Genomic DNA, 24,464 nt, shown 5'->3' with positions numbered 1-24,464 from the left:
AATTTAATCTATTTAATTATTTATTATACTATAACTCTTTTTGTGAAATTAAACACATATAAAAAAAGACGAGACCTAAGTCTCATCCAATCTCTATTTCGGATAGCCAGGCGCAAGTACTGGTTTACCTTCACTATCCAATATCGGTGTTAAACCAGCACCATAACCCATTGCAGCGTACAAATACTGCACACCTGTTTGTTCATCAGTAATGATATAAGTACTCATCATCTTTGAACCTTTATCTGAACCATCTTTAATATTTGAAAATCGTTTATTTTCACGAGACATTATTTTTCCCCCAGTGATTTGATAAATAGTAACATCTGTCCTGCATCGAGTGCTCTTTTGTAATCAACCTTTGAAATATTAGATAAATTTTCCGCTTCATAATGATGACTAGAAACGTCTTTACCTGTGAAGAATGCTTTAATCTTGTCCGGCATATTACCATCAGCACTAATATAATTAACGTCCTGATCAATCAATGCCAGTCCGTCTATCTTACTTTTAGAAACGATAAATAAATCACGCGTATCAATACCTTCTTCTCTTAACTGTTCAATCTTGCCATGTAAAGGTTGTTCACTTGTGAAAGCATCTACAAATTTCACGTTAATCTCCTCCAAAGCATTGTGTTACTTTACTATTCCCATAACAACTTATTATGAAACAAAACTAGTTATTTTACGTAAGAAGATTTAAATAATATTTTTAAGTTCTAATAAATTATGGATACGATATTTCGCCTTGCTCTCTTTATTCGAACCGAAATAACAGGCATCAATACCAGCATTGATGGCACCATAAATATCTGAAGTTTCAGTATCACCAATCATCAGAACTTCTGATAAATCTGTAATATTTAATGATTCTATAATCACATCGAAAAAGGCTTTCTGAGGTTTCTCGTATCCTACTGCTTCTGAAATAAATTGATGATCGAAGTATGAGATAATATTTGCATCTGTCATGCGACGCATCTGAGTACATAACACACCATTTGTTGCTGAACAAATCACATAACCCTTCGACTTAACGTATTCAAGAATTTCAATGGCATGTGGCACAAGCTGATGATTTTCATTGATACCAATTCTAAAGATATTCTCTTTCTCCTGAGGATTTACATTGATCCCTTTCTCGCTAAAGAACACCTCAAAACGTTTCGTCAGCACCTCTTGTTTCACAAGTTTACCCTCTTCAAGTAAGCCCCACATCGATTTGTTAATCTCTGAATAACGTTTAAAGTTTTCCTCACTATCATCAATCCCTTCAGAATCAAACACAGCACGAATCGCTTCTCTTTCACCTTTGCTGAAATCAAGTAACGTATTATCTATATCAAATAGAATATATTTGTACATTGTTAAACCTTCTTTGTTTTTTCTTCTATTATATTATAGTTGTCAATAATATCTATCAACATAATAATAACCTAAGCATGGGCTTAGGTTATTATAAAAGTTTATTTAACTAAAGAATCCGCAAATACCTCTTCACTTATCTCTTTTATCAGCTGCAATTTTTTCCATTGATCTTCTTCAGTGAGTATATTCCCTTCTTCTGTTGATGCAAAGCCACATTGTGCACTTAAACTTAATCGCTCTAAAGGGATATATTTTGTTGCTTCCTTAATTCTTTCTTTAATCGCTTCTTTATCTTCTAGCTCAGGAAACTTAGAAGTTATCAAGCCTAACACAACTTTCTTCTCTCCACTTACTTTTTCTAGAGGCTCGAATCCACCTGCGCGTTCTGTATCGTACTCTAAATAATAGCCATCGACATTTTCTTTACCAAATAACTCTTCAGCTACTGTTGTATATGGTCCGCTTGATGCATAATCAGATTTATAATTACCACGGCAAACATGAGTATTTATGATTAAATCATCTGACGCATTCGCAATGACACGGTTATTAATCTCTAAAATTTCCTGAATCAATGCTTCGCTAGATTTATCCGTACCTCCACCTTGTCCATGAATTTTTTCTCGAATTTCCGGTGAGATATGAATGCCCCATGAACAGTCATCCAGTTGCAGAACTTTTAATCCTTCTTTATGTAAGTCATCGATTACCTGTTTATATGTTGTAACGATATCATCATATAGTTCTTTTTTATCCGGGTACACAGCATCTACTGTCTCTTTTACACCAGGTCGTGTTAATTCAACGAGTAACTGCGCAGGTGCAGGTATTGTCTGCTTTACTGTTAAATGACTCGGTGCGTTATTTCTTACAAATTTAAAATGCTCAACGAACGGATGATCTTTCCCATTAATTTTATCCACGAACTTTACTGAATCACTACGTGTTTCAATATTGTTAAACTGATAACCATGATCTAGCTGCTGCTGTTCAATACCATTGAATCCAAAGAAGAAATCCAGATGCCAGTAACTACGTCTGAACTCACCATCCGTCACTGTTTCATAACCAAGTTCATCTAATTTTTGAATTAACTTTAAGATTTCTTCATTTTCAATTTTTGTCAGTTCATTCTGCGTAATTTCGTTATTTTTAAATTTTTCACGTGCCACTTTTAAAGCTTCCGGTCTTAAGAAACTGCCTACATAATCGAATTTTGGTTGTTTGATTGTATTAGTCATATTGATCATCCTCCAGTAAGTTTAATTTTTTGTTTATATATATTTGCATGTCGTACATATCACTATCAGCCATAATAAAAAACCCCACACTCCTTTACACTTTAGTAAAGGGTGAGGGGTTTCCCACGGTACCACCTTTATTCATATAGCCATCACTGACTATACCTCATTGAGTACAAATAATACTCTGACGTTGATAACGAGCGCCAATCCTCGGACATAACCTACTAGAATACGTTCAGCATGCAACTAAAGAGGCCATTTTCAACTTAGTTCAAACACTCCATCTCACCACCTGAAGCTCGCTGTAGAAATTCGTAAGTTTACTTTCCTCTGTACGTTTTGTAAATATTGAATTAATACACATTATAAGAACGATGTTTCTATTTGTCAACAACAATTCTGAAAATTCTTATTTTTTAATTGGATTTTGGTGTGGTACGCGCAACTTTTGTTAGATTCTTACTTTTGGTGCGCGAGACTGTAAGCAGCCATTTACTTTTTTATACAATTTATGCCCACCTCTAAAACAAAGTGGGCACCTGATTACTTTTTTATACAATTATTGCCCACCTCTAAAACAAAGTGGGCACCTTATTACTTTTTTCTCCAATTATTGCCCACCCCTAAAACAAAGTGGGCACCTTATTACTTTTTTATACAATTATTGCCCACCTCTAAAACAAAGTGGGCATTGATTTACTATATTCACCAAATACTCTATGCTACAATCTTATAATCTACCAATCGCATCTGCAATCGCTGTATCACCATTGACCACTTGGAACTCTTTGCCGACAGTATTGTCATTCTCAATAACCGTCTTCAAGACTTCGGACACGTCTGCTCTTGTGATCTTAGCAACTTCTAATGTTTCTGCAACTTTGACATTACCAGTTTCAGCATCGTCTGATAGGATTCCTGGATGAACAATTGTATAATCTAGTCCAGCTGCTCTTAATACGTTATCTGCATAATGCTTTGCTACAACATAAGGTCTGAAACCAGCATCCGCTTCTTGAATTGCGTTACGTGTTGTATCAAACGAACTCACCATGACAAAACGTTTAATGCCAACTTTCTTAGCTGTATCAATCGTTTTCACGGCAGCATCTAGATCAATCAGCATTGTTTTATCAGCACCTGTACTACCACCAGAACCTGCTGTAAATATTACGCTATCGACATCTTTAAATACACTTTCATATGCTGGTAGATCATCTTCCAAATCTAATATTCTTGCTTCGACATTTAATCCATCAAAATATGGCTTTTGTTCATCCTTACGAATGACCGCGATAGGTGTTACATCACTATTCTTCGCTAACTTCTCAACAAGTTGTTTACCTACCTGTCCATTTGCTCCGATAATTAATGTGTTCACTAAAAATCACCCTTTCGAATTTGTACCATCATTGTACAGAACACAATACAAATTTCAATTTATCTGTTTATATTTCTAATTATTTTCTGTATCATCATAAATAATAAAAGGAGGTTATCACAATGACAAATCTAAGACTCGTTCAACCTACACTACAATTCAAAGAAGATATCTTAAGATACCAGCAAGAATTTAATTCGACAAAAGAAGTAATCCACGGTTCATCGTCACTGCACAAATTCGAAGATTTCGACGAGTGGTTTAACAAAATACAGAATAGTGATAACCTCGAACGTATTCCTCATGGCATGGTCCCTGCAACGCAATTCCTATGTGTAAATGAAGATAATAAAATAGTTGGCATGGTAAATATCCGACACTACCTCAATGAAAATTTATTACAAATTGGTGGGCATGTCGGTTATTCTGTCCGACCTGATGAAAGAAGAAAAGGTATCGCAAAATGGATGCTTAAAGAAAGTCTAAAGTTCTTACAGGAAAAAGAAGTTGAGCGTGCGTTGATTACATGTGATGTCGATAATATCGGTAGCAGAAAAACGATAATTGCGAACGGCGGGAAATTTGAATCCGTTGTTCATGATGAATATGATGATATTGATGTTGAACGTTACTGGATTGACATCAAAGGAGTAAACTAAAATGGATAATATAACCATAAATACTTTCACAAATACGGTTTCAATCAATCCTTATGATCACTCAGCAATGTACTATTTACTGCAAAGTGAATTTCCTGACACAGAATATATCCCACTTAGCAATACATTTAAACAGCTGGAAAAGATTGTACTAAAAGAAAACGAAGGATATTTCGAAGGGAGTATTGAGTTAATCGCTAATAACAAAACTATAATTACAAGAGATATTACTTCAAGCGACTTATATCTACTTTGGTATGATTTATATTTAACAACAGTTCAACAATCCCATGATTTCGACTATCTGGATATTAATTATAAAGTAATCACCGAGATCATTGACGATAAAATTAATATTGAAACGCATGACTTAGTACTGACGGAAGAAGGTAAAAGACTAACTGAAAATGATTTAGTGACGGATATTAGTCAATATACAAAAAAAGAAATCAGCAAAGTATCTTGTACGTTTGAATCATATCAAAAAGCAGTTCATGATGGACTTACATTATTCTTTGAACATCTCAATCATGATTTTAAACGTAACGCGTTTGATAGTCCGTATTACTTTGAATTAGAAAAAATTTATAAAAGATTACAACAAAATTTAAAAAAGCAAGATTCCATCAGTACATGATGGAATCTTGCTTCTTATTATATTACTTCTTCGAATTTCTACCTTCGTCTCTATTGATGAATATATTTGCGATTCTGCCGAATATATCGTTATTAAAGTCCGCTCCACCAAAGGCAGCTTTTGCATAAGTGTCGTCCTCTCTACCTTTTAAACCTGGTGTATCATAATTTGTATTGCCAGTACGACCTGCAGGATTGTGTTCACCATGATGTTTCGGTGGCCAGTGATTATTCTTCTCAGTCATAACACATTCTCCTTTGCAAAATAAGATATATTTCTTAAATGTATTATACCATAAATAGAGATTAAAACATAAAATGTAAATATCCAGTATGAAAAGAAGGTATCTGAATAATTTTCAGATACCTTCTTTCTAGTTATTCGCCATCCAGCTTTGATACTTAATACCTGACGCTTCACAACCCATTCTGTCACCATCGCGATCAAATTTAGATTGATACGAAATGTGACTATCCGTAATACCATAAGGATAATATTGTTTCACTTCAGTACAATTAGCAAGCACTTTAGGTGCACCAGTTTTATAGCGAGAAGTTGGATAACCAGCACGAGATGGTGTTGGTGATTTTTGAACTGTGCTCGTATTATTCGTTGAAACAAATCCAGACACATTACTACTTGTCGTTGATTTAACAGGTTTAGCAGTTTCTTTATAAATATATCCCTCACCTAATGGATTTACATAACCTTTAATTGACCATATTTTATAATGCTTCTGTTTCGCATGAGATTCATTTGTCTTTAATAAATTTAAGTAATATTTCTGTGTATATACGTAACCTACACGCGCATAACCATAACGCACCATCTCTTTATTAACTAATTTGCCGTTTGCATAAAGATATACAAGATGACGACCGTACTTATCTAACTTCTGATTGTTGTCATATTGAATTTGGAGTTTACCGTATCTCATATAATTCTCTAAATATTTTGCCGCTTCTTTGGCATAAGGTTGAACAGGCTTTCTCGGATCTTTTGATTCTGGTGTGTCGATGAGTAACATACGAATCTTAATCGTCTTTTTACCAAGTTTTACGTACGCTGTGTCACCATCAACCACTGAAACGTATTGTACATTGTATTTCGATGACAATGCCTGTGATTCTTTTTGTGGAACGAGGATAAATAATAAAATTATTGCAATAAACATTTTTAACACTTTCATAAAAATTCCCCCAAATGAAATAATCTACTTAAAGTAAGTATATATGATTCATTTGTAATTGGGGTAAATATTTCTAAAAAAACAGTACTTAAAAATAAGTACCGTTAATTTACTACTATTCTATTGGTTCATCTGATTTAAAAACTTCAATTTCCTCTATGTGATTACCATCTCTTTTAATAATTTTAAATAGATAGTTATCATGATAAATCTCATCTTTATTTTCACTGATAAATGATAACATCCAGCCACCGATAGTATCGACATTATCTACCTCAAATTGAACACCTAAAAGTTTTTCTACATCACTAATTAATACACTTGAATGCATCTTATAATGATTATCATCCATTCTAATTATCTTTTCTTTCTCATCAGCATCAAACTCGTCACGGATTTCTCCGACAAGCTCTTCGATGATATCTTCTATAGTAACCAATCCACTTGTACCACCATATTCATCCATTAGAATTGCTAAGTGTACTCGATTTGCTTTCATCTTATGCAGAAGTTTAGTTAAAGCTACTGTTTCAATTTCTCTCATAACTGGATGGATATAATCCGTTAATTGCTTCTCTTGTATAATCTTAATATCTTGTAATGTTAAATCAATAAAATCTTTTATATGAACATAACCTACAATATTATCTTTATCAATTTCATATACTGGATATCTTGTATAACGTTCGTGCTGTATCATTTCTATGACGTCAATAATATTAGCATTGATATCAATTGCAATAATTTCATTTCTTGGTGTCATTACTTCTCGAGCAACTTTATCATCAAACTCAAATGCGTTATTAATTACTTTAAGCTCATTGATATTGATTTCACCAGATTGATAACTATCTGCAAGCAACATACGTAATTCTTCTTCAGTATGGGTTAATTCATGTTCTCCTACTGGTTTAATACCGATTGCTTTCAATAATAATCTTGCTGAACCATTTAATAACCAAATAAACGGATAAAGTATTCTATAGAAGAACATTATCGGTTTACTAAACGCCAATGTCACTGCTTCTGCTTTCTGTATCGCAATTGTTTTCGGAGCTAACTCACCCACAACTACATGTAAAAAAGTAGCGATAATGAATGCAGCAACTAAAGTAAAAATATGAATTAAATCAGTTGGTATGCCCATCATCTCAAACATAGGATGAAGGATAAATTCAAAAGTCTTTTCCCCAACCATACCTATACCTAATGCTGTAATTGTAATCCCTAATTGACAAGCACTTAAATATTCATCTAAATGATTTACTACTTTACTAGCAGATAAAGCGCCTGGCTTGCCTTCATTAACAAGCTGATTTAATCTTGAATGTCTTACTTTGACGATTGCGAATTCTGTTGCGACGAAAAATGCGGTTAAAATGATTAGTATCGTAAATATAAGTAAATTTATAGTTGTTTCCAATAATATATTCTGTCAAATGACAGAATACTCACCTCCATTAATTTTGTATAAATAATAGTAATGTTTTAATTAAAGCTAAATCTTTCTTGGCTAAAGATCTTGCTTCGGTTATATCTTCAGACTGTGCAATATGCTTAATATCATGTTCTAATTGATTCATCTTTAATCTTAAATCTTGAATATCTATGACTTCATGTGATGTAAATTTATTTTTAATTTCATTTAAATGCATACCTTCTTGTTTAAGCTGCTCAATTTCTTTAATCCTGTTTACCATTGTGTTTGAATAATATCTGTAGTTTGATTCACTTCTATTAAATTCTAATAATCCAAGATTGGTGTAATAATCTACCGTTCTATTTGTTACACCTGCTAATTTAGCAAGTTTGCCTATTTTTAATATGTCCTTCCCAATTAGCTCTCCTCCCTCCAAACCATCACGTGATAGTTTATATATTAAAGAATCTTTAATCTAACCTCAATAAATATGTATATATATCTGCAAAATATTTTTATAATTGTGAATATTTTCGACACAAAATAAAAAACACCCTTTTCAGGGTGCTTTATCTAATCGATTAAACCAAGAATAAAAATTTCCTGGACAATACCATTATCATCAAAATCTACTCTTACAAGAAAACCATTCGTTTTATCGTTATCATAGAATATACTATTCTCTTTACGGATATCAACCTTACTCTTCCAAGCTTTCTCTAATGCATCAATATGCACATTTTGATCAGCAACGTTGAGCTTGATGCCAATCACTCTATCCTCTATCATCTCAAAACCGAAATTGCCAAATTCTTTAATTGTACCATTTTCACTATATTCACCAAGATCATCAAGATTTGGAGTATCTCCTAAACCTATACCGTTAATCTTAAATGCTGCGGTACATACTTGATATGCAAAATCAAAGTTTGTAATGTCAGGGAAATTGTAATATGCAGTGCCATCACGCATTTCTATATTTGGGTCATCTACAGATGTATTATTTTCTGTATCACCATTCTTATAATCACCTTTACGGATATTAATAGTTTCAACTATATGATCAGCATTTTCAGTTACTACAACATGGTAACCATTATTATTAATACCATCATAAATAATCGATGATTCTGTATTATGCGTAACTTTTACACCCCATGCTTTAATTAAATCATCCGTTCGTACGCCTTGATCTTTAACCTCTAGAACAAATGTACTAAAATCTCTCGTATAAATATCACCACCAAGAACCATTTCGAAATTATCATATTTTAAGCTGTTTTCATGTGATAATTTTCTATCTTCTCTAAGAATACTTGGCACATTTACCTCTTTGTTGATTCCCCATCCTTCAATATTAAAGGTATTACTTAATATTGAATCAGCAAAATTTTTATTTAATATTGACGGAAAATTATAATGAGACACACCATTAACTAACGTTAACTGACCTTCTTTCGTTGATTGCTGGGTATCCTTATCTCTATCTTCAGTAGTAACGGCTTCTTTCTTCTCACTATTCGATACTTGCTTATCCTTTATATCGTCTTGTGATGTATTACTTTCGATTTTTGTTGCACCTTTTTCTTTCGTCTCTTCTTCTCCACAGCCACTTAAAATTAATGAAAAACTAGCTAAAGTAATTAAAAATTGCAGACTTTTCTTCATAATATTTATCTCCTATGATAATATTTGGTAACTATTTTTATTTAATTATAATAAATTTTATTTCTTATTACACTACATTTTTAATAAACGTCGGAATTATCATGATTGAAATACACTTTACAAATCTATTTTTTACCATCACAATAAAAATATAACAACACTATGAGGTGGTAATAATGAATCCATTTTATCTGTTTTTAATTTTAAGCTTAAATTTATTCTTAGGATTCTTCCTAAAAGAGAACGTATCCGATATTATGTTCCATTTGTTCATGAGCAATCTGCTTGCTGCTCTTCAGTTTTCTGATGAAATGAAAAAACAAACCTTATTATCTAAAGATTATTACATGTATATTTTCATCCATATAATCTATAGTGTTATTTGCGTAACTATCCTCAGTTTTTATTTTAACTTTTGGGTGAAAATCGGACTATTCTTAATGCTGTTTATTATTGTTACTACTTATCTAAAATTTATTAAAAATAAATAAGCCCTACTAAAGTAGCGCTTATTTTCTGAATCAATGGGATTTATTCGTGTGATAAGCACAATAAATCCCATTCTTTTTCTAAGTGCTCATGTTTATCCATGCTCCTAATATTCCTTCTCAATATCCATCGACTGTGGCCAGCCGGATATAGATTGTTTCTTATCGAGTAAACGCAATAAATTCATATCTTCATTTGTAATCTTAAAATCAAAGATATCAATATTATTCTTAATATGTTCTAAGCGTGTAGACTTTGGAATAACGACAACCTGTTCCTGGATTAAGAATCTTAACATAATTTGTGCCGGTGACTTCTTATATTTATTTGCTAATTCTTTCACGACTGAGTTGCCTAATAAAGCACCTTCTCCAAGTGGCGACCATGCTTGATGAACTATTTCTCGTTCTGATAAATACTGATGTAACTTCTTCTGTTGAAAATTTATATGCGTCTCTACTTGATTCACTACAGGTTTCACAGTAGCAATATTTAGTATTGCTTCAGTCTCTTCTGAATTAAAATTTGATAAACCGATTGCGCGGACACTTCCGTCTTTCACGAAACTTTCTAATGCCTGATAGGTACCAATACTATCATTTGTCGGCCAATGAATGAGTACGAGATCACAATAATCGACTGCAAGCTTCGTAAATGAATCGTTCAATGCAGCAATCGTCGCATCATATCCATCAGACATTACTTTCGTCGTTAAGAAAATATCTTCACGTGCAACACCAGACTTATGAATAGAATAACCAACCGCCGCTTCGTTATGATAATAAGCAGCTGTATCAATTAAACGATAACCCGCTCGAATCGCCTGCTCTACGTACTTTCCGATATGCGTGTTATCACTTAAATAAGTACCAAACCCCAGTACCGGCATATCCATTCCGTTATTTAACTTAATCGTTTCCACCTGTATCATCTCCTTATCCCTATTATATAACAGCATTTATATTTCTAATAATCTTAGCAACGCTCAATAAAATATTTATTACTAAAACTAAATATATTATCATTTTCTTTTTTAATACACATGTATTAAAATAAGATTATATTATTTAATACACGTGTGTTAAAAAGGAGATTAACGATGCCGAAAATAGTAAATCATGAAGCAAAAAAGCAACTAATATTAGAAATTGCCTATCATAATATACAGGAACTCGGTAAACAAGGCACATCTGTTAGAAGTATAGCCAGTGCAGCGAAAATGACACCTGGCCAAATCAGATATTACTTTCCAAATCAGTCTGCATTACTTTCAGAAATACTAAATATGCTTACTGAATCAATTGAATCAAATATCAAATCAATATTTATGGACCGAAACATACCTCTTGAAAAAAGAATTGTCGATGCGATATTACTAACAATGCCGCTCGATAAGAAAAGAACTGCGGATATGATCGTGTGGTTGGCGGTACAAGAAGAAAATAGCACAATTGATGAAAACACGATGAGTGATGAAATCTATGTATTAGTACAAAAATCTTTTGAACTCTTGCATCAAAATAATAAAATAAAGCCTTCAATCGACAAAGAAAAAGCCATCACAAAAATGCATGCTTTAATTGATGGATTAGCGTTACATAAACTTTATCAGCCGAAACATCTATTAAACACTTTAGTAGAACAAATCATCACTGAAGAAATTCAATCATGGATGGAGTGAGTAAAGTGAACAAATTATCAAAAATTATTTATATACTCTCGTTCTCAATTATTCTGTTGTCTTGTCTTTACGTTCAATCTAAAACTGAAGGATATATTAAAGTAAGTGCTGATCATAATCACAAAATACATTTTCTGCTAACATGGCTCCCAAGTATTATCGGTATTCTACTAATTCTTATAACACAAAAACCATCCAATAAATTCAGTACATTAATAGATACAAATGTAAAGTCAATCAAATTTTTTATTTTATTATCAATTGCATTAATACTATTAATGATCATTACGCCGAAGTCCATTGTATTTAACCTATTTTATATTTATAAATTATTACTTTTACTAGTTATACCCATGATATTTTTCTATAAGGAAAATATAAACATATTAAAATCAACAAAAAAACAGAGACTTTGGTTGATACCGTTAATCATATGTATCGCTTGGTACATCACCTATATCATCGTTAACTTTAACACATTAACGCTACATAAATATAACATTCCATATGACTATTTAATTATAGGCGCTACTATTTCATTCATTTTAAATGCAGTATTAGAAGAACTATTTTACCGATCATGGTTACAGACGCGACTTGAACCAATGCTCGGCTTTATACCAGCTATCTTTATAACGAGTATATTGTGGGCTTTATGGCATATGGGAATCCAATATCATTCAAACATTTTACTGACCTTTGCAAACGTCATTGTATTTCACAGTATTACCGGCATCTTCTTAGGATTATTGTGGTTAAAATATAGAAATATCATCATAAACATATTCGTTCATGGATTATTAAACTTTCCTATTTATATCGTTACTTATTGGTTTAATTAATGATTAGAGATAAAAAAATAAGCCCTGCATTTGCAGGACTTAATATTAGTTTTTCGCCATCCAAGCTTTAAATACCATATCTTTTGCTTCACATGCCATTTTGTCTTTATCTCTATCAAGACTTTTTGCATAAGAAACATGGTTATAAGTAATACCGTAAGGATAATATTTATTTACTGTCTTGCAATTCGAGAATTTTTTAGGTGCACCTTTTCTATATTTAGAAGTTGGGTATCCAGCTTTTGTAGCTGCCTTTACTGTATGAGAATCATTTACAGTATCAATTTGTGAAAATGGTAAAGTTACTGTTAATAAAGCAATTGATGTTAATACTTTTAAAGTTTTCATGTTTTATCTCCTGTCTGCACAATAGTTACATATATATTAATTATATATAACCATACCAACTATGGATTGTAAATAAAATAAAGAAAAAGGAGGTCTCCAATGCGCAAACTAAAGATTGTCCCATATAATTCTGAATGGCCAAATATGTTCCAAAATGAAAAATCGCATTAGCTCAAATTCTGAACGATGAACTGATTAGTATCCATCACATCGGAAGTACTTCAATACCTGGTCTAATCGCTAAACCCATTATCGATATCTTAATCGTTGTAAAAGACATTAATAAAATCGATGATTATAACGCTGCGATTGAATTAATTGGTTACGCGGCAAAAGGAGAAAATGGTATTCCTAATCGAAGATATTTTCAAAAAGGTGGCGATAATAGAACACATCATCTGCACATCTATGAAGTGAATGACTTTAATATTATAAGACATATTGCATTTCGGGATTATTTAATCGCACATCCTGAACAAGCGAATCGATATGTAGATAAGAAACTAGCGTTAGTTAAACAAAATGCCACTGACATAGAAGCATATATAGAAGGAAAAAATGATCTCGTAAAAGAATTAGAGGAACATGCGATTGAGTGGTATGAAAAATAATAATATAAAAAAATCAATATTTTTGGTAAGTAGCTATTTAAACGTAACGCAGTATTACATTAATACTTAAAAATCTTTGTATTATCACCATTGCATTTATTATCTCATAAGAGTTATTCTAGATTATACAAGTTAGCAAAGATAAATGGTTAACTATTAATTAATGACAATAATCAACATATGATGTTAATTATTCATTATACTTTTTTTCAACTTAATCCTGTAAGGTAAAAAATATATGACAAAATTTAAGAAGAACAAATATTTCACATTATTATTTTAAAAAATCTTTTTAAATCTAACTATCAACTATAAATTATGATATGGAGAGTCCAATGTTATATCGTTCCAAAAAACAATTTATCAAAGAAACTGCACTTGATATTATAGAAAACTTGAGTGAAGAACAAAAAAATTCGTTAATTTCAAACCCAAATCCTTCACATTACCATTTCACTTTAGGTATTTATATCCGTAATAAATATATTTATAAAAACCAACTAAAATTTCATTATAACCATGCAGATCATTTATCCTATGAAATTATAGATTCTGTTCTTGCGCGTATCGTTCCTAAATATAAAAAAGGACAACATAGAAGTTTTTTGAAGATGATATAATACAAATATTTAAAAATAATTATAACTGGAGGTCTCCAATGCGCAAACTAGAGGTTGTTCCGTATAATTCTGAATGGCCAAATATGTTCCAGAAAGAAAAAATCGCACTAGCCCAAATTCTGAACGATGAACTGATTAATATCCATCACATCGGAAGTACTTCAATACCTGGTCTAATCGCTAAACCCATTATCGATATATTAATCGTTGTAAAAGACATTAATAAAATCGATGAATATAACGCTGCGCTTGAATTAATTGGTTACGCGGCAAAAGGAGAAAATGGTATTCCTAATCGAAGATATTTTCAAAAAGGTGGCGATAATAGAACACATCATCTGCACATCTATGAAGTGAATGACTTTAATATTATAAGACATATTGCATTTCGGGATTATTTAATCGCACATCCTGAACAAGCGAATCGATATGCAGATAAGAAACTAGCGTTAGTTAAACAAAATGCCACTGACATAGAAGTATATATAGAAGGAAAAAATGATCTCGTAAAAGAATTAGAGGAACATGCGATTGAGTGGTATGAAGATTAACGTCTTTGATTTAAAAGTTTTTTAATGATTAAAAATGGTGAAATTATAAATGCAACTACTTGAACAAGCGATCTTACAGCTTTAACTTTTAATGCGAATGCACTAGCATCCATAGCAATCAATGGATAGCAGACCAATGACAATATAAAGTATCCTGTAACTATGTTATAAGGAAAATGCCAAGGGTTAAGATGATAAATGTTTCCCATAGCAAATAAATACAATCCAAAAAATGCAATACTTAGTATAATTGTAATAATTCTAAAGAAAAAGTTATCAGATTTCATCCAAATTACTCCTTTACATATTTATATATAATTATAAACATATATGCTAAAATATGTATATAATTTATAATGGTATACATTTAATTAAGGAGGATTATTAATGACGATAAAAGAATTTATAAACCACCTATTAGAAAAGAAATGGACGATGGAAGATTTATTATATATATTCTTATCAGCTTGTATTGCTGGTGTGATTGTAACACCAATATTTGCTTTACCAGTAGGATTAATTATTTATTATTACTTCTTCTATGATGAAGAATAAATTTGAAAAAATAGAAAATGCATAAAACGTTAAAGACAATCACTTTCTGCATTTTTGATTTTTTGTAGAGGTGATTTACTTGAAGAAGAAAGTTATAACACTCAATATTCTAAATTACTTATTGTATATTGGTTTGATGTTATTTCATATTTACGGAAATAGTATTATTGAATTGGAAGGTATTTGGGTGTACTGCTCAATTGGTATAAGTTCATTAATAATTATTTTTTATATGTTTCATCTGCTGGATAAATATCCTGGATATAAAAAATTATTATATTTTTCACTCGCAATTAATTTTTTTAATATTGTAGTATATATACCAGTGATGTACTTGATATTACTTTCATTCCCTTAATACCGAGGTATCATTTATATTCGATACCTTCTCCATTTTCCTAGAAGTATATATAGAAGGAAAAAATGATCTCGTAAAAGAATTAGAGGAACATGCGATTGAGTGGTATGAAAAATAATAATATAAAAAATTCACTATTTTCTAAGAAACTAATAATTATTAAAAAATAAGGCAGCCATATTGCTATGACTGCCATCTGTTATTTATCTTTCTTTTTATTTGTGACTGGGAATAGGACTAAGAATAAAATAGGCAGCATAATGATGATCCAAAAATACCATTCCAAAAGGGCTTCCTCCTAAATTATCACAAATTGTATTTCATCTCACATTATATCAGGGAGAAGAAGCATTTAAAATTAATAATATCATTATATATATATCTATTTTTCAGCGTTCTTATACAAATCCATAATTTTATATTTAACCTCTTTATCTTTAAATCTTAAAACAATAACATCTTTCTCGTCTATTTTTTCTTTTTCATTATCTGAATTGATTATCGTATTTTTATTTAGAAAAGTTATAGGAATATCAATACCTTTATGTAATGAAGCAGGATCATTCAAGCCCTTTCGTCCTTCATATACAAGATAAATTCTTTTATTTTTTGATTTAATATAAATTTCTTGACTTGGTAACACAAAATGATGTTTATTCTTTGCTGTAATATGCAAGTTTGCTGTGTCAGCTTTAAATTCTTTTTGTACATTCACGTTATTTGCGTCAGTAACCCATTGTGTGGCATATAAATAAATATAAATACCAAATAAAACTGTAGAAAATAATAAAGCTCCTAATATAGACAAAATAACTTTCTTTTTATTCGACTTCTTAACTTTCTTTAACGCATCAAATTCTCGTGCTTCCTGATGTTGATAATCAGTTTCTTCACTCAATTGCTCTTCCTGTAAACGCTCATATAGCGCTCTGCAAGCTTCACATTTATTCATATGGTCATTCATCAATTCATTTGTTTCATCACTTGTCAGACCATCGATATAGTTAGGTAACAAGTCTTTAAATAAACTATGATTCATTATGATACACCTCGATTAATTTTTGTTTTGCTCTAAAATAAGTAACCCTAGCCCAATTTTCAGTTTTACCAAAGACAACCGCTATTTCATTGAATGTGAGTTCTTTCTCAATTCTTAGTAACACGATTTCTTTTTCAAGTGGTTTTAATTGATCAATCAAATAATACAATTCACCTAATTGTTCTTTTAATAGATAATCCTTTTCGACGTTCATTGAAGTACTGTTAATATTATTCGATAATCTATCCACTAAATTTCGTTGTTTAGTATTCTTATGTAGGGCTTGTTTCGCCAGATTTAACGCTATTTGACATAACCACGATGAGAATTTGGTATTCTTATCAGGATCAAATTTATCTAACGACTTAATCGCCTGATAAAACGTTTCCTGCGTTATTTCTTCAGCAAGATCTGCATTATTCATATACTTTAACAAGAACTTATAAATAAAATCACGATATTCTATATAAATCTGATTATCATTCATCCTGAACCTCCTTCTATATATTATTCGTTTTTCTAATACTTTCGTTACAAAAATATATCAAAAAAACAAAACGCATAAAAAGTTCTAGACAAACTTTTTATGCGTTGTTTAAGTATTGATTATCTATATAGGTAAAATATATATTTCTTTGATTATGTAAATTTTTATTCTATCGATTAATTTTCCTAACATTATATTCTTTAATAACAATTAAAATTATTAAGAAAAACACCAAAAATGGAATAACATTATGAGATACCTCTGACCATTCCCATACATTACCTGTAGTTAAATAGCTCATAAAAAATTGAACGAGCAGTACACCGAAACATCCTCCTAAAGCAGCGTAAACAACATCTTTATTTGTTTTCATATTTAATAAACATTCCTTTGATTTTTATATAATTATATACATATATTCTAAATTATGTATATAATTTAGAATAAGTTATATTTTTTTAGAGGTGATTTACTTGAAGAAGAAAGTTATAACACTCAATATTCTAAATTACTTATTGTATATTGGTTTGATGTTATTTCATATTTACGGAAATAGTATTATTGAATTGGAAGGTATTTGGGTGTACTGCTCAATTGGTATAAGTTCATTAATAATTATTTTTTATATGTTTCATCTGCTGGATAAATATCCTGGATATAAAAAATTATTATATTTTTCACTCGCAATTAATTTTTTTAATATTGTAGTATATATACCAGTGATGTACTTGATATTACTTTCATTCCCTTAATACCGAGGTATCACTTATATTCGATACCTTCTCCATTTTCCTATAGGCATATCCTCTAAGTCTTCTTTGACTTTCTCTGCAGTTAGGATAATGGCTTCAAGGATTAGAATAATACTGAGATAATAGAATTGGTCACCCAGAGCGATGAATTCATAAGGAAATATCTTACTTCCGAAATAATATATTAGTGATAGCGCAATAACCGTATCTAGACTATACATGACGATTCTTAATATAGTTATATGTCTTTTAAAGTTCATTTTAATACTCTTTCTATTTTAAGATTTATAAATATAAATTCTTCAATGAAAATATATTTTAATACTCCCCCAGCCACTCCGCTTCTGTCATTACCTCATCAACATCAAAGTCATGCGCATAATCATATTTATATTCCTGCTTAATCCACGCAATAAGCGCTGTATCCTCTGAAATGACATCAATATAAAACGGACTTAATCGAATAAACGTTTTATCATTATAAAGATAACTAAAAAATGGCATCTTTTCTTTCCTTTTATGATATCTCACGTAATTGATTGCATCTTCTAAAGGTAATCCTTTAATATTAACATGCGTAAAATCCTTCTTTAATTCTTCATTATAGACGATATACTCATTGTACCTTTTGATATCAATAATCTTTCCTAACCTATAATGCTGCGCATTAATATCAAATCCATTGTATAGCAAATCATATTTGTTTGAGATTTTCTTTAGTAACTTCATATAACCAAAGTACGTAAGTCTAGATCCATAAAATCTTACACGTTTATCATTCTCTACAAACATAAAAGGTGAAACCATTTGATTTAAAATATCGATACCAGCAACTTTAATTGATGTCATGATTCGTCTCCTTTACTTTGTATTAATATATAGTATTCTTTCAAATCGTCACGACTGTCTTCCGTTCTCAAGATGAGTTGCTAAATTCTTAAAATACATTGGCATACCGATCATTAGAAGTACACCTGCAATGAGTCCATGAAAACTATCCGGTTTAATATCAAATAGTAACGCATATCCAATAAACATAAATGCGATGATACTGAGCGCCGCACCAATATAAAGTTTATGACATGATTTCATTACTTTTATCACCTCATTTTCTTTTTATTATACTATCTCAATCCATGTACTTTACCTTAAACTTACCTTAAAAATATGGCTCAAAAAATATTACAAAATGATTTCGAAGGGCTCTGAATAAAAAAAGTATGTTATAATTAACTTACAAAAAAATAGCTCGTATCTTATTCAGAGTAGGTGGAGGGACTTGGCCCTATGAAACCTCAGCAACAGGCTTATGCACTGTGCTAATTCCAACAAGATGATATCTTGAAAGATAAGAAGTTCTTACTTAAGCTCTTCTTTCTTTAAGATGAGCTTATTTTTATTGTAAAAACGATTTAAGGAGTGTATATAATGAGAACAAGAGCAGACGTATTAGCAGAATTAGTAGAGGCACAAATGAAGAAACCAAACAGTTGGTCATCTAGCATGGCTAGAATGGGAAAGATTTCTCAGCTTAAAAGTGAATTAAATGCACTAGATGCTGAGCTTAATACACAGGGGCCGGAAGAACCAACTATTGTCAAAGAGAACCGTAAAGTTGAGTTTGTTATTAATGGCTACAAAGTGACCGTAGAACCACAGTTTTAATAAAAGTGCCTATCAAGCGATAGGCACTTTTTTCAGTAGTTACAAATTATGATCATTACTCTCTTTTTCTTTTTCTAGCTTGTCTGTAATCTTTCGAACAACTACGAAACTATAAATGCTACTAACCAGCATCATAATAATGATAATTACGAGTAACATCACTACAGAATAAGATTCTGTTAAAGGAGAAAAAGTTAATATTAATAACATTATAGGTGCATAGACACCAAAATAATTAAGCATAAATCTTACATTTTTTAGTTTTGAATACATAATGACCACCCACTTTTATAAATCGACTCATCCTTAATATCCATACGTTCACTAAATCTCCGAAAAATGTTAGGCTATATTAACCTCATTTTATCTCTAATTTTTCCATTTCAACCTTAAAGTTAACTTAAACAAATGACCCACAAATGTAAGTCATTATAATCAATATATCACCTGATTGTTAAAAACATTAACTTTTAGTTCTTCGAGTGTGTAACCAAAGAATATTTTAAATATAAATTTTTCAGGTTTCACATACTTACAAGTAATTATTAACCCCTAAATCGAAAGCAAGAGTAAAGCACTTTAAATCCTTCTAAATTTTATACTCAATATATTTCCGCTCTGTGCATTTTCGTACTAATATTATTTTTCTTTGATACGTTAAAATCACCTTAAGAATTATAAGAACAATCACATTTAATATTATTTTGTAGTGACTACAAATAGATAGATATAATGTTTAACTTTTGTTCTGCAGTTCATATTTAAAGAAAAGTATATCTTCTTCTTCTTTTTTCAAAAGCATCTGTTCCACCTTCTAATATTTTACAAACTTTCCTTTCTATTAAATCATTTTCTAAACTACCGTTAGTATAATAGAACTTATTATTGTTAGGATTCTGATTTTCCTCATCGTGCTCATTTGCAATAATAATATTTTCTGAATCAGCTGCTACAGTAACATTTGCATTGTGTGAAACCACAAATATCTGTCTTTTTAATTTTTGTTTACAAAGATAAGTAATCAAATCATTATAAATAGCATTATTATCAAGGTTATCTTCAGGTTGATCAATTAATAAAGGGGTATCTTCGTCTGTTTGAGATAAAATTAATACTAATAGAATAAATGATTTTTTTCCTTCTGACATTTTATTAAACTCATAATTTTTATATGTAATAATGAAGTCCATGGTTAAAAATATCAATAGTGAAATATCATTTAAAAAAGTAGAAATATTTTTATTCTTTTTAAAAATACCTTCCTTAGTGAGAGAACTATTCAATATATTTTCAATAGTTGAAATAAAATCATTGATAATAGTTATTGTATTAATTTCATAGTCTCTATTTTCCCATAGTGAAATTTCTTTGAATTGGCCATATGCCAATTCTTTATACTTAGATTGTCCTATAGAAAAATGATTTCTAAAAATATTAGAAACCTCATTAATATTAAATTTAACATCAAGTTTTATTTTAACTTCATCTTTAACAAATAATTCTTTATTGATCTCGGTATCACACTTTTTTAAACATTCAATAATTTGATTTATAGTATTATTAATACTAGATAAATTTGTACTTAATGCCATGTCATAATTTTGTCTAGCTTTCAAATTAAATTTTTCTCTGTTTAATAAATTATTAATTTTTTCTTTTTCGGGATTATTTGATTGTTCTTTTTTATATGTTACATAAAGTTTGTTTTTTTTCAATTTTGTTAGGTGAACATTATATTTATCTATTAAGTCAATTTTACGTTGCACACGACTCTCAATGTAACTATTTATTCTGTTCTCTGCATTCTTCATTTCATTCATAATGACCTTATGTAATCCATTAAATAAATTTCCTGATGTTTCCTCAAAATTTAATATATTTTGTTTTTTTAAATCATGTAAAAGTTCTATTTTGTTTTGTTGATAAGTAATATATTGTTCTATTTTATTTGTTTTCTTTGAAATAGAATTTGCTACTTGAAGCTCTTCATTACTTAGAGAAGATTGAAATTCACTTAGTTTACTTTCATAACTTTTAATATTTTGTTTAATAGTATGAATATTTTGAAAATTAATTAATTTATTATTAATCTCCTCATTTTCATTAAGTAATTTTTCAAGGCATAAATTTAAATTTTGTATAGTAGTTCTTATTTCTTTTTTGAAATTTTCAAATGTTCTAATTTCTTGATTGTCACCAATTATTTCTTTTATAAATATATTTCGTTTCTCATTATCAAACGCAATTTCTTGTAATCCATCTTGATAAATAAATTCAATATTAAAATTGTTATTAATCTCATTACCATCTTTTGATTTTATGATAGTTTTATTTGATATTTCATGTACTAAATTATTATAGTCAACATTATTTTTTTTTACTGTTATAGAATCATTAGACTTTTTAGCTAGAATTGATAGCAATAATGATTTACCACTAGATCTACCACCGATAATTGTATTTAAATAAGGATTAAATTTTAATTTTTGTCCACCAAAATATTCATGATTGAGTTCTATGGTATCGATAACTTTACTTTCAAGCTTAATATCAGGGTGTTTTTCACCTATATGTACTCTACTTAAGGGTTCTATTAATATAGATTTTAAACCTTTAAATGTTAAATCTGACTTAATAAAAGTTGATTTTTCTTTATCATACTCTTTTATTTCTTTATAACTATGAGCATCAGATCCAGAAATACATGGAAACAATTTCCCCAAATCTCTTTTTGATTGTCCACTATAAAAAGATATACAGCTTTGATTTGATGTATTAATTATATCAACATAATTTTTTACAAAATTATCATTATTTTTTATTCCGTGGCCTGTATTTGGTGAAATTCCATCATCACTATTTGGAACCATAATTAGAACATTATCTCTATATTGTTTGCCAAATGTTGCTTCTAGAGAATTAATAATATCTTTTGAAGTTGGTAAATATTCGATATTACCATTTTGAAAAATTATATCTTGATTATCAATATAATTTATCTTCTTTCCATCAACATCTTCAACTTGTATGTTTCTCAGAAAATTAATTAAATCATCATCCTTAACTTCATTATTAAATATTAAATGGATATTTACTTTCGAATTATTTCGTTTTTTAGACTTAGACGAATCTGAATTTTGATATTCATTTTTATGAGCAGCACGGGATGTTAAATCAGATACTCTTAGTTCAATGTTTGGAAACAAGACTATATCTTTCTTCAATCCGTATTCGTCTCTATTTATTTTTAAATTTAAATAATTTTCTACTGAGAAATAATCAGTGATGCCTAATACTTTTGCTTCATATTCATTCAGTAATTTACAGTATTCTAACCAATAATCCTTTACTTCATTTTCATTTCCACACAATCTAAACTGATTATTTAATTTTGTAAATGGAGTATGTATATGTAAATCCCATTTTCTCCAATATGATCCATAACTCATTTATTCACCTTCTTATTCTTTTTATATAGATTATATACTGAAATTATATTTATTTCACAATTAATATGAATCAAATAAATATCAATGAACCCATGTAACCTTTCTTTTTATTTATGATTTTTATAATAATTTTGAAAATTAATGAATTTATATTATTCAATAAACTAAATTTTCTCCACTATATTATTAATTAATATGTAATTTTTTTGATAGATTAAAATTCTTAGAATTAACAAGAAATCAAATGAATATAAACAAATTTATTTCAAATTTGATAAAAGGATTATCAAAATGTTAATTTAATTTTTTGTGTCGCTATGTTAACACTGATGTTGAGGTACTTATTTCATATAATAAATTACTATGATATTTATAAAATATCTAACTAATTTTAGAGTCTTGTTACTTTCCCTTTTAAGTTGTTAGAATATGAAAGTAAAGAATGTATTATATATAGAATTCAATAGTTAAACTTTCTTCAATTCAACTATTCTTTAATATTCAAGATCAATATCAATTTTGTGATTCTTAGTTTTTATATACATAAAATCCCTTCATAATATATCTCTAATTTTTCCATTTTAACCTTAAAGTTACCTTAAAAAATGACCCACAAAAGTGAGTCATTACCATTAGTATTTCACCTCATTGTTATATGCAGTCATAAAGAGTAATCCCTTTTTAGTTACTTCAATATTAAGTAGAGACTTGAACACGTTATCATCGATTAAGACATTGAACTTGAATTCCACTAAGCCCATCTCAAGTAAGATAAATATGATGTCGTCTTCTTTAAAGTAACCGTAATAGTCTGCATCTGGGTGATCGGTTAATGTTACTAAAATCTTATGTATGCGACCAAGCTCAAAATCCACGGAGTCACCTCCTTTGTATTATGATGATTTAATCATAATATGGAAATTAATACATAAATTAAAAATTTCTAATTTGGAAAATTTGCACTAAAATATACGAGAAAAACTTATAATAATTTAGTAAAAGACATTATTTTTCAACATTAGATAAAAACATTAACTTTCAATTATAATATAATTTACAAAAAAATTGTGGGTATTTTCCGAGTTGGAAAATACCCACTTTTTTATGATTTTCTTTGTTAATTTCACCTAAAAAAGAGGTGGAATACATTGAATAACTCCGACTTTGCGAAAGCAATCAAATACCACAGAGAGAATCTAGATTTTACTTCCAAAGAAATGGCGCATCAATTAAATATTGGATTATCAACCTATTCTAAATTAGAAAATGCTGAACGCAATATTACTGCTGTTGATCTGTATAACATCAGTAAAATATTTAATATGACGATGGACGAAATCATAACGAAGCAAGGAAGGAGGAAATAGATTATTGGTTTAATGTTTATATATCAAAAGACAAATGGAGTTGTCTACCTAACAACTCCATTTGTTGTAACTTTCGGAATCT

General features: G+C 29.8%; 30 protein-coding genes, 1 riboswitch and 1 other annotated feature. Of the genes, 10 read left to right on the top strand and 20 right to left on the bottom strand.

Annotation, left to right across the window (positions count from 1 at the left end; translation table 11 throughout):
* Positions 1 to 93: 93 nt before the first annotated feature.
* From BHU61_RS09665 to BHU61_RS09645, 5 genes are all read right to left on the bottom strand, one after another.
* The gene (locus tag BHU61_RS09665; protein ID WP_099579681.1) at positions 94 to 291 is read right to left on the bottom strand and encodes a DUF6440 family protein; all 198 of its coding nucleotides are present in this window, start codon (positions 289 to 291) and stop codon (positions 94 to 96) included.
* Complete coding sequence (locus tag BHU61_RS09660; RefSeq protein WP_170122525.1) at positions 291 to 614, bottom strand: general stress protein; 324 nt, start codon at positions 612 to 614, stop codon at positions 291 to 293. Before BHU61_RS09660 ends, BHU61_RS09665 begins: the two co-directional genes overlap by 1 nt.
* 87 nt (positions 615 to 701) lie before the next feature.
* Positions 702 to 1,367 (bottom strand): YjjG family noncanonical pyrimidine nucleotidase, encoded by a 666-nt coding sequence (locus BHU61_RS09655; RefSeq protein WP_111716467.1) that lies wholly within the window; start codon positions 1,365 to 1,367, stop codon positions 702 to 704.
* A gap of 101 nt (positions 1,368 to 1,468) precedes the next feature.
* Positions 1,469 to 2,611, bottom strand: a complete 1,143-nt coding sequence (locus tag BHU61_RS09650) for a 5-methyltetrahydropteroyltriglutamate--homocysteine S-methyltransferase (protein WP_111716465.1) — start codon at positions 2,609 to 2,611, stop codon at positions 1,469 to 1,471.
* Positions 2,612 to 2,715: 104 nt separating this feature from the next.
* Positions 2,716 to 2,958: a binding site (T-box leader), on the bottom strand.
* A 386-nt stretch (positions 2,959 to 3,344) separates the two neighbouring features.
* Complete coding sequence (locus tag BHU61_RS09645; protein WP_111716464.1) at positions 3,345 to 3,995, bottom strand: SDR family oxidoreductase; 651 nt, start codon at positions 3,993 to 3,995, stop codon at positions 3,345 to 3,347.
* A gap of 122 nt (positions 3,996 to 4,117) precedes the next feature.
* Between BHU61_RS09645 and BHU61_RS09640 the strand changes: the two genes are divergently transcribed.
* Together BHU61_RS09640 and BHU61_RS09635 are read left to right on the top strand one after the other, a co-directional pair.
* Positions 4,118 to 4,654 (top strand): GNAT family N-acetyltransferase, encoded by a 537-nt coding sequence (locus tag BHU61_RS09640; RefSeq protein ID WP_111716462.1) that lies wholly within the window; start codon positions 4,118 to 4,120, stop codon positions 4,652 to 4,654.
* Between the two features lies 1 nt (position 4,655).
* Positions 4,656 to 5,291, top strand: coding sequence for a hypothetical protein (locus tag BHU61_RS09635; protein WP_111716461.1), 636 nt, complete (start codon positions 4,656 to 4,658; stop codon positions 5,289 to 5,291).
* 22 nt (positions 5,292 to 5,313) lie between these two features.
* Here BHU61_RS09635 and BHU61_RS09630 read toward each other — a convergent pair whose 3' ends face one another.
* The 6 genes from BHU61_RS09630 to BHU61_RS09600 all read right to left on the bottom strand — a co-directional run bounded on the left by BHU61_RS09630 (position 5,314) and on the right by BHU61_RS09600 (position 10,979).
* Positions 5,314 to 5,535: a hypothetical protein gene (locus tag BHU61_RS09630; protein WP_111716459.1), complete on the bottom strand. Its 222-nt coding sequence runs from the start codon at positions 5,533 to 5,535 to the stop codon at positions 5,314 to 5,316.
* A 129-nt stretch (positions 5,536 to 5,664) separates the two neighbouring features.
* Complete coding sequence (locus BHU61_RS09625; protein WP_111716457.1) at positions 5,665 to 6,480, bottom strand: thermonuclease family protein; 816 nt, start codon at positions 6,478 to 6,480, stop codon at positions 5,665 to 5,667.
* Positions 6,481 to 6,595: 115 nt separating this feature from the next.
* On the bottom strand, positions 6,596 to 7,903 hold the full coding sequence (locus BHU61_RS09620) for a hemolysin family protein (RefSeq protein ID WP_111716456.1): 1,308 nt from the start codon (positions 7,901 to 7,903) through the stop codon (positions 6,596 to 6,598).
* Positions 7,904 to 7,940: 37 nt separating this feature from the next.
* A complete protein-coding gene (locus BHU61_RS09615) occupies positions 7,941 to 8,336 on the bottom strand; it encodes a MerR family transcriptional regulator (protein ID WP_199798220.1) in 396 nt (131 codons plus the stop codon).
* Positions 8,337 to 8,473: 137 nt separating this feature from the next.
* Entirely contained in the window at positions 8,474 to 9,568 is a 1,095-nt protein-coding gene (locus BHU61_RS09610; RefSeq protein WP_111716454.1) for a hypothetical protein, read from the bottom strand.
* A 595-nt stretch (positions 9,569 to 10,163) separates the two neighbouring features.
* Positions 10,164 to 10,979, bottom strand: coding sequence for an aldo/keto reductase (locus tag BHU61_RS09600; RefSeq protein ID WP_111716445.1), 816 nt, complete (start codon positions 10,977 to 10,979; stop codon positions 10,164 to 10,166).
* 177 nt (positions 10,980 to 11,156) lie between these two features.
* On the opposite strand from BHU61_RS09600, the gene BHU61_RS09595 reads away from it, so the two are divergent.
* A complete protein-coding gene (locus tag BHU61_RS09595; protein ID WP_111716443.1) occupies positions 11,157 to 11,738 on the top strand; it encodes a TetR/AcrR family transcriptional regulator in 582 nt (193 codons plus the stop codon).
* A 416-nt stretch (positions 11,739 to 12,154) separates the two neighbouring features.
* Positions 12,155 to 12,580 carry a CPBP family intramembrane glutamic endopeptidase gene (locus tag BHU61_RS13450; protein WP_170122524.1) on the top strand — a complete coding sequence of 142 codons (426 nt, stop codon included), beginning with the start codon at positions 12,155 to 12,157 and terminating at the stop codon, positions 12,578 to 12,580.
* Between the two features lie 45 nt (positions 12,581 to 12,625).
* On the opposite strand, the gene BHU61_RS09585 is transcribed toward BHU61_RS13450, so the two are convergent.
* A complete protein-coding gene (locus BHU61_RS09585) occupies positions 12,626 to 12,928 on the bottom strand; it encodes an excalibur calcium-binding domain-containing protein (RefSeq protein WP_111716440.1) in 303 nt (100 codons plus the stop codon).
* A 161-nt stretch (positions 12,929 to 13,089) separates the two neighbouring features.
* Here BHU61_RS09585 and BHU61_RS09580 point away from each other — a divergent pair, with 161 nt between their 5' ends.
* The 3 genes from BHU61_RS09580 to BHU61_RS09570 all read left to right on the top strand — a co-directional run bounded on the left by BHU61_RS09580 (position 13,090) and on the right by BHU61_RS09570 (position 14,710).
* Positions 13,090 to 13,539 (top strand): GrpB family protein, encoded by a 450-nt coding sequence (locus BHU61_RS09580; RefSeq protein ID WP_338066938.1) that lies wholly within the window; start codon positions 13,090 to 13,092, stop codon positions 13,537 to 13,539.
* Between the two features lie 335 nt (positions 13,540 to 13,874).
* On the top strand, positions 13,875 to 14,159 hold the full coding sequence (locus tag BHU61_RS09575; protein WP_111716438.1) for a hypothetical protein: 285 nt from the start codon (positions 13,875 to 13,877) through the stop codon (positions 14,157 to 14,159).
* 38 nt (positions 14,160 to 14,197) lie between these two features.
* On the top strand, positions 14,198 to 14,710 hold the full coding sequence (locus BHU61_RS09570; protein WP_111716436.1) for a GrpB family protein: 513 nt from the start codon (positions 14,198 to 14,200) through the stop codon (positions 14,708 to 14,710).
* On the opposite strand, the gene BHU61_RS09565 is transcribed toward BHU61_RS09570, so the two are convergent.
* Positions 14,707 to 14,997 (bottom strand): hypothetical protein, encoded by a 291-nt coding sequence (locus BHU61_RS09565; protein ID WP_111716434.1) that lies wholly within the window; start codon positions 14,995 to 14,997, stop codon positions 14,707 to 14,709. The two genes, BHU61_RS09570 and BHU61_RS09565, sit on opposite strands and share 4 nt — an antisense overlap.
* Before the next feature lie 100 nt (positions 14,998 to 15,097).
* Here BHU61_RS09565 and BHU61_RS13310 point away from each other — a divergent pair, with 100 nt between their 5' ends.
* A complete protein-coding gene (locus BHU61_RS13310; RefSeq protein ID WP_146608869.1) occupies positions 15,098 to 15,265 on the top strand; it encodes a VraH family peptide resistance protein in 168 nt (55 codons plus the stop codon).
* Between the two features lie 740 nt (positions 15,266 to 16,005).
* Here BHU61_RS13310 and BHU61_RS09560 read toward each other — a convergent pair.
* From BHU61_RS09560 to BHU61_RS09535, 4 genes are all read right to left on the bottom strand, one after another.
* The gene (locus tag BHU61_RS09560; RefSeq protein ID WP_111716433.1) at positions 16,006 to 16,662 is read right to left on the bottom strand and encodes an anti-sigma factor family protein; all 657 of its coding nucleotides are present in this window, start codon (positions 16,660 to 16,662) and stop codon (positions 16,006 to 16,008) included.
* On the bottom strand, positions 16,652 to 17,149 hold the full coding sequence (locus BHU61_RS09555) for an RNA polymerase sigma factor (RefSeq protein WP_111716431.1): 498 nt from the start codon (positions 17,147 to 17,149) through the stop codon (positions 16,652 to 16,654). Before BHU61_RS09555 ends, BHU61_RS09560 begins: the two co-directional genes overlap by 11 nt.
* Positions 17,150 to 18,219: 1,070 nt before the next feature.
* Positions 18,220 to 18,750, bottom strand: a complete 531-nt coding sequence (locus tag BHU61_RS09540) for a hypothetical protein (protein WP_111716426.1) — start codon at positions 18,748 to 18,750, stop codon at positions 18,220 to 18,222.
* Positions 18,751 to 18,798: 48 nt separating this feature from the next.
* On the bottom strand, positions 18,799 to 18,993 hold the full coding sequence (locus BHU61_RS09535) for a hypothetical protein (RefSeq protein WP_111716424.1): 195 nt from the start codon (positions 18,991 to 18,993) through the stop codon (positions 18,799 to 18,801).
* Positions 18,994 to 19,154: 161 nt separating this feature from the next.
* Positions 19,155 to 19,256, top strand: a riboswitch (SAM riboswitch).
* Between the two features lie 73 nt (positions 19,257 to 19,329).
* On the opposite strand from BHU61_RS09535, the gene BHU61_RS09530 reads away from it, so the two are divergent.
* Entirely contained in the window at positions 19,330 to 19,566 is a 237-nt protein-coding gene (locus BHU61_RS09530) for a hypothetical protein (RefSeq protein WP_111716423.1), read from the top strand.
* A 39-nt stretch (positions 19,567 to 19,605) separates the two neighbouring features.
* Here the strand turns inward: BHU61_RS09530 and BHU61_RS09525 are convergent, their stop codons facing one another.
* The 3 genes from BHU61_RS09525 to BHU61_RS09515 all read right to left on the bottom strand — a co-directional run bounded on the left by BHU61_RS09525 (position 19,606) and on the right by BHU61_RS09515 (position 23,890).
* Entirely contained in the window at positions 19,606 to 19,839 is a 234-nt protein-coding gene (locus BHU61_RS09525) for a hypothetical protein (RefSeq protein WP_111716421.1), read from the bottom strand.
* A gap of 488 nt (positions 19,840 to 20,327) precedes the next feature.
* A complete protein-coding gene (locus BHU61_RS09520; RefSeq protein ID WP_111716419.1) occupies positions 20,328 to 23,015 on the bottom strand; it encodes a TrlF family AAA-like ATPase in 2,688 nt (895 codons plus the stop codon).
* A 632-nt stretch (positions 23,016 to 23,647) separates the two neighbouring features.
* Positions 23,648 to 23,890 carry a hypothetical protein gene (locus BHU61_RS09515; RefSeq protein WP_111716417.1) on the bottom strand — a complete coding sequence of 81 codons (243 nt, stop codon included), beginning with the start codon at positions 23,888 to 23,890 and terminating at the stop codon, positions 23,648 to 23,650.
* Positions 23,891 to 24,163: 273 nt separating this feature from the next.
* On the opposite strand from BHU61_RS09515, the gene BHU61_RS09510 reads away from it, so the two are divergent.
* Positions 24,164 to 24,382 (top strand): helix-turn-helix domain-containing protein, encoded by a 219-nt coding sequence (locus BHU61_RS09510; RefSeq protein ID WP_111716415.1) that lies wholly within the window; start codon positions 24,164 to 24,166, stop codon positions 24,380 to 24,382.
* Positions 24,383 to 24,464: the final 82 nt, after the last annotated feature.

The sequence above is a fragment of the Macrococcus epidermidis genome (assembly GCF_003259695.1).
Taxonomy (GTDB): Bacteria; Bacillota; Bacilli; order Staphylococcales; family Staphylococcaceae; genus Macrococcoides; species Macrococcoides epidermidis.
Note: the sequence above shows the minus strand (reverse complement) of the source record. Positions and strands in the feature narration are given on the sequence as shown.

Excerpts from the sequence above, each read along its gene's own strand:
- BHU61_RS09665 (WP_099579681.1), bottom strand. The coding sequence starts at position 291 with ATGTCTCGTGAAAATAAACGATTTTCAAATATTAAAGATGGTTCAGAT.
- BHU61_RS09655 (WP_111716467.1), bottom strand. The coding sequence starts at position 1,367 with ATGTACAAATATATTCTATTTGATATAGATAATACGTTACTTGATTTC.
- BHU61_RS09650 (WP_111716465.1), bottom strand. The coding sequence starts at position 2,611 with ATGACTAATACAATCAAACAACCAAAATTCGATTATGTAGGCAGTTTC.
- BHU61_RS09640 (WP_111716462.1), top strand. The coding sequence starts at position 4,118 with ATGACAAATCTAAGACTCGTTCAACCTACACTACAATTCAAAGAAGAT.
- BHU61_RS09635 (WP_111716461.1), top strand. The coding sequence starts at position 4,656 with ATGGATAATATAACCATAAATACTTTCACAAATACGGTTTCAATCAAT.
- BHU61_RS09630 (WP_111716459.1), bottom strand. The coding sequence starts at position 5,535 with ATGACTGAGAAGAATAATCACTGGCCACCGAAACATCATGGTGAACAC.
- BHU61_RS09625 (WP_111716457.1), bottom strand. The coding sequence starts at position 6,480 with ATGAAAGTGTTAAAAATGTTTATTGCAATAATTTTATTATTTATCCTC.
- BHU61_RS09610 (WP_111716454.1), bottom strand. The coding sequence starts at position 9,568 with ATGAAGAAAAGTCTGCAATTTTTAATTACTTTAGCTAGTTTTTCATTA.
- BHU61_RS09595 (WP_111716443.1), top strand. The coding sequence starts at position 11,157 with ATGCCGAAAATAGTAAATCATGAAGCAAAAAAGCAACTAATATTAGAA.
- BHU61_RS09585 (WP_111716440.1), bottom strand. The coding sequence starts at position 12,928 with ATGAAAACTTTAAAAGTATTAACATCAATTGCTTTATTAACAGTAACT.
- BHU61_RS09575 (WP_111716438.1), top strand. The coding sequence starts at position 13,875 with ATGTTATATCGTTCCAAAAAACAATTTATCAAAGAAACTGCACTTGAT.
- BHU61_RS09570 (WP_111716436.1), top strand. The coding sequence starts at position 14,198 with ATGCGCAAACTAGAGGTTGTTCCGTATAATTCTGAATGGCCAAATATG.
- BHU61_RS09565 (WP_111716434.1), bottom strand. The coding sequence starts at position 14,997 with ATGAAATCTGATAACTTTTTCTTTAGAATTATTACAATTATACTAAGT.
- BHU61_RS13310 (WP_146608869.1), top strand. The coding sequence starts at position 15,098 with ATGACGATAAAAGAATTTATAAACCACCTATTAGAAAAGAAATGGACG.
- BHU61_RS09560 (WP_111716433.1), bottom strand. The coding sequence starts at position 16,662 with ATGAATCATAGTTTATTTAAAGACTTGTTACCTAACTATATCGATGGT.
- BHU61_RS09555 (WP_111716431.1), bottom strand. The coding sequence starts at position 17,149 with ATGAATGATAATCAGATTTATATAGAATATCGTGATTTTATTTATAAG.
- BHU61_RS09540 (WP_111716426.1), bottom strand. The coding sequence starts at position 18,750 with ATGACATCAATTAAAGTTGCTGGTATCGATATTTTAAATCAAATGGTT.
- BHU61_RS09535 (WP_111716424.1), bottom strand. The coding sequence starts at position 18,993 with ATGAAATCATGTCATAAACTTTATATTGGTGCGGCGCTCAGTATCATC.
- BHU61_RS09530 (WP_111716423.1), top strand. The coding sequence starts at position 19,330 with ATGAGAACAAGAGCAGACGTATTAGCAGAATTAGTAGAGGCACAAATG.
- BHU61_RS09525 (WP_111716421.1), bottom strand. The coding sequence starts at position 19,839 with ATGTATTCAAAACTAAAAAATGTAAGATTTATGCTTAATTATTTTGGT.
- BHU61_RS09520 (WP_111716419.1), bottom strand. The coding sequence starts at position 23,015 with ATGAGTTATGGATCATATTGGAGAAAATGGGATTTACATATACATACT.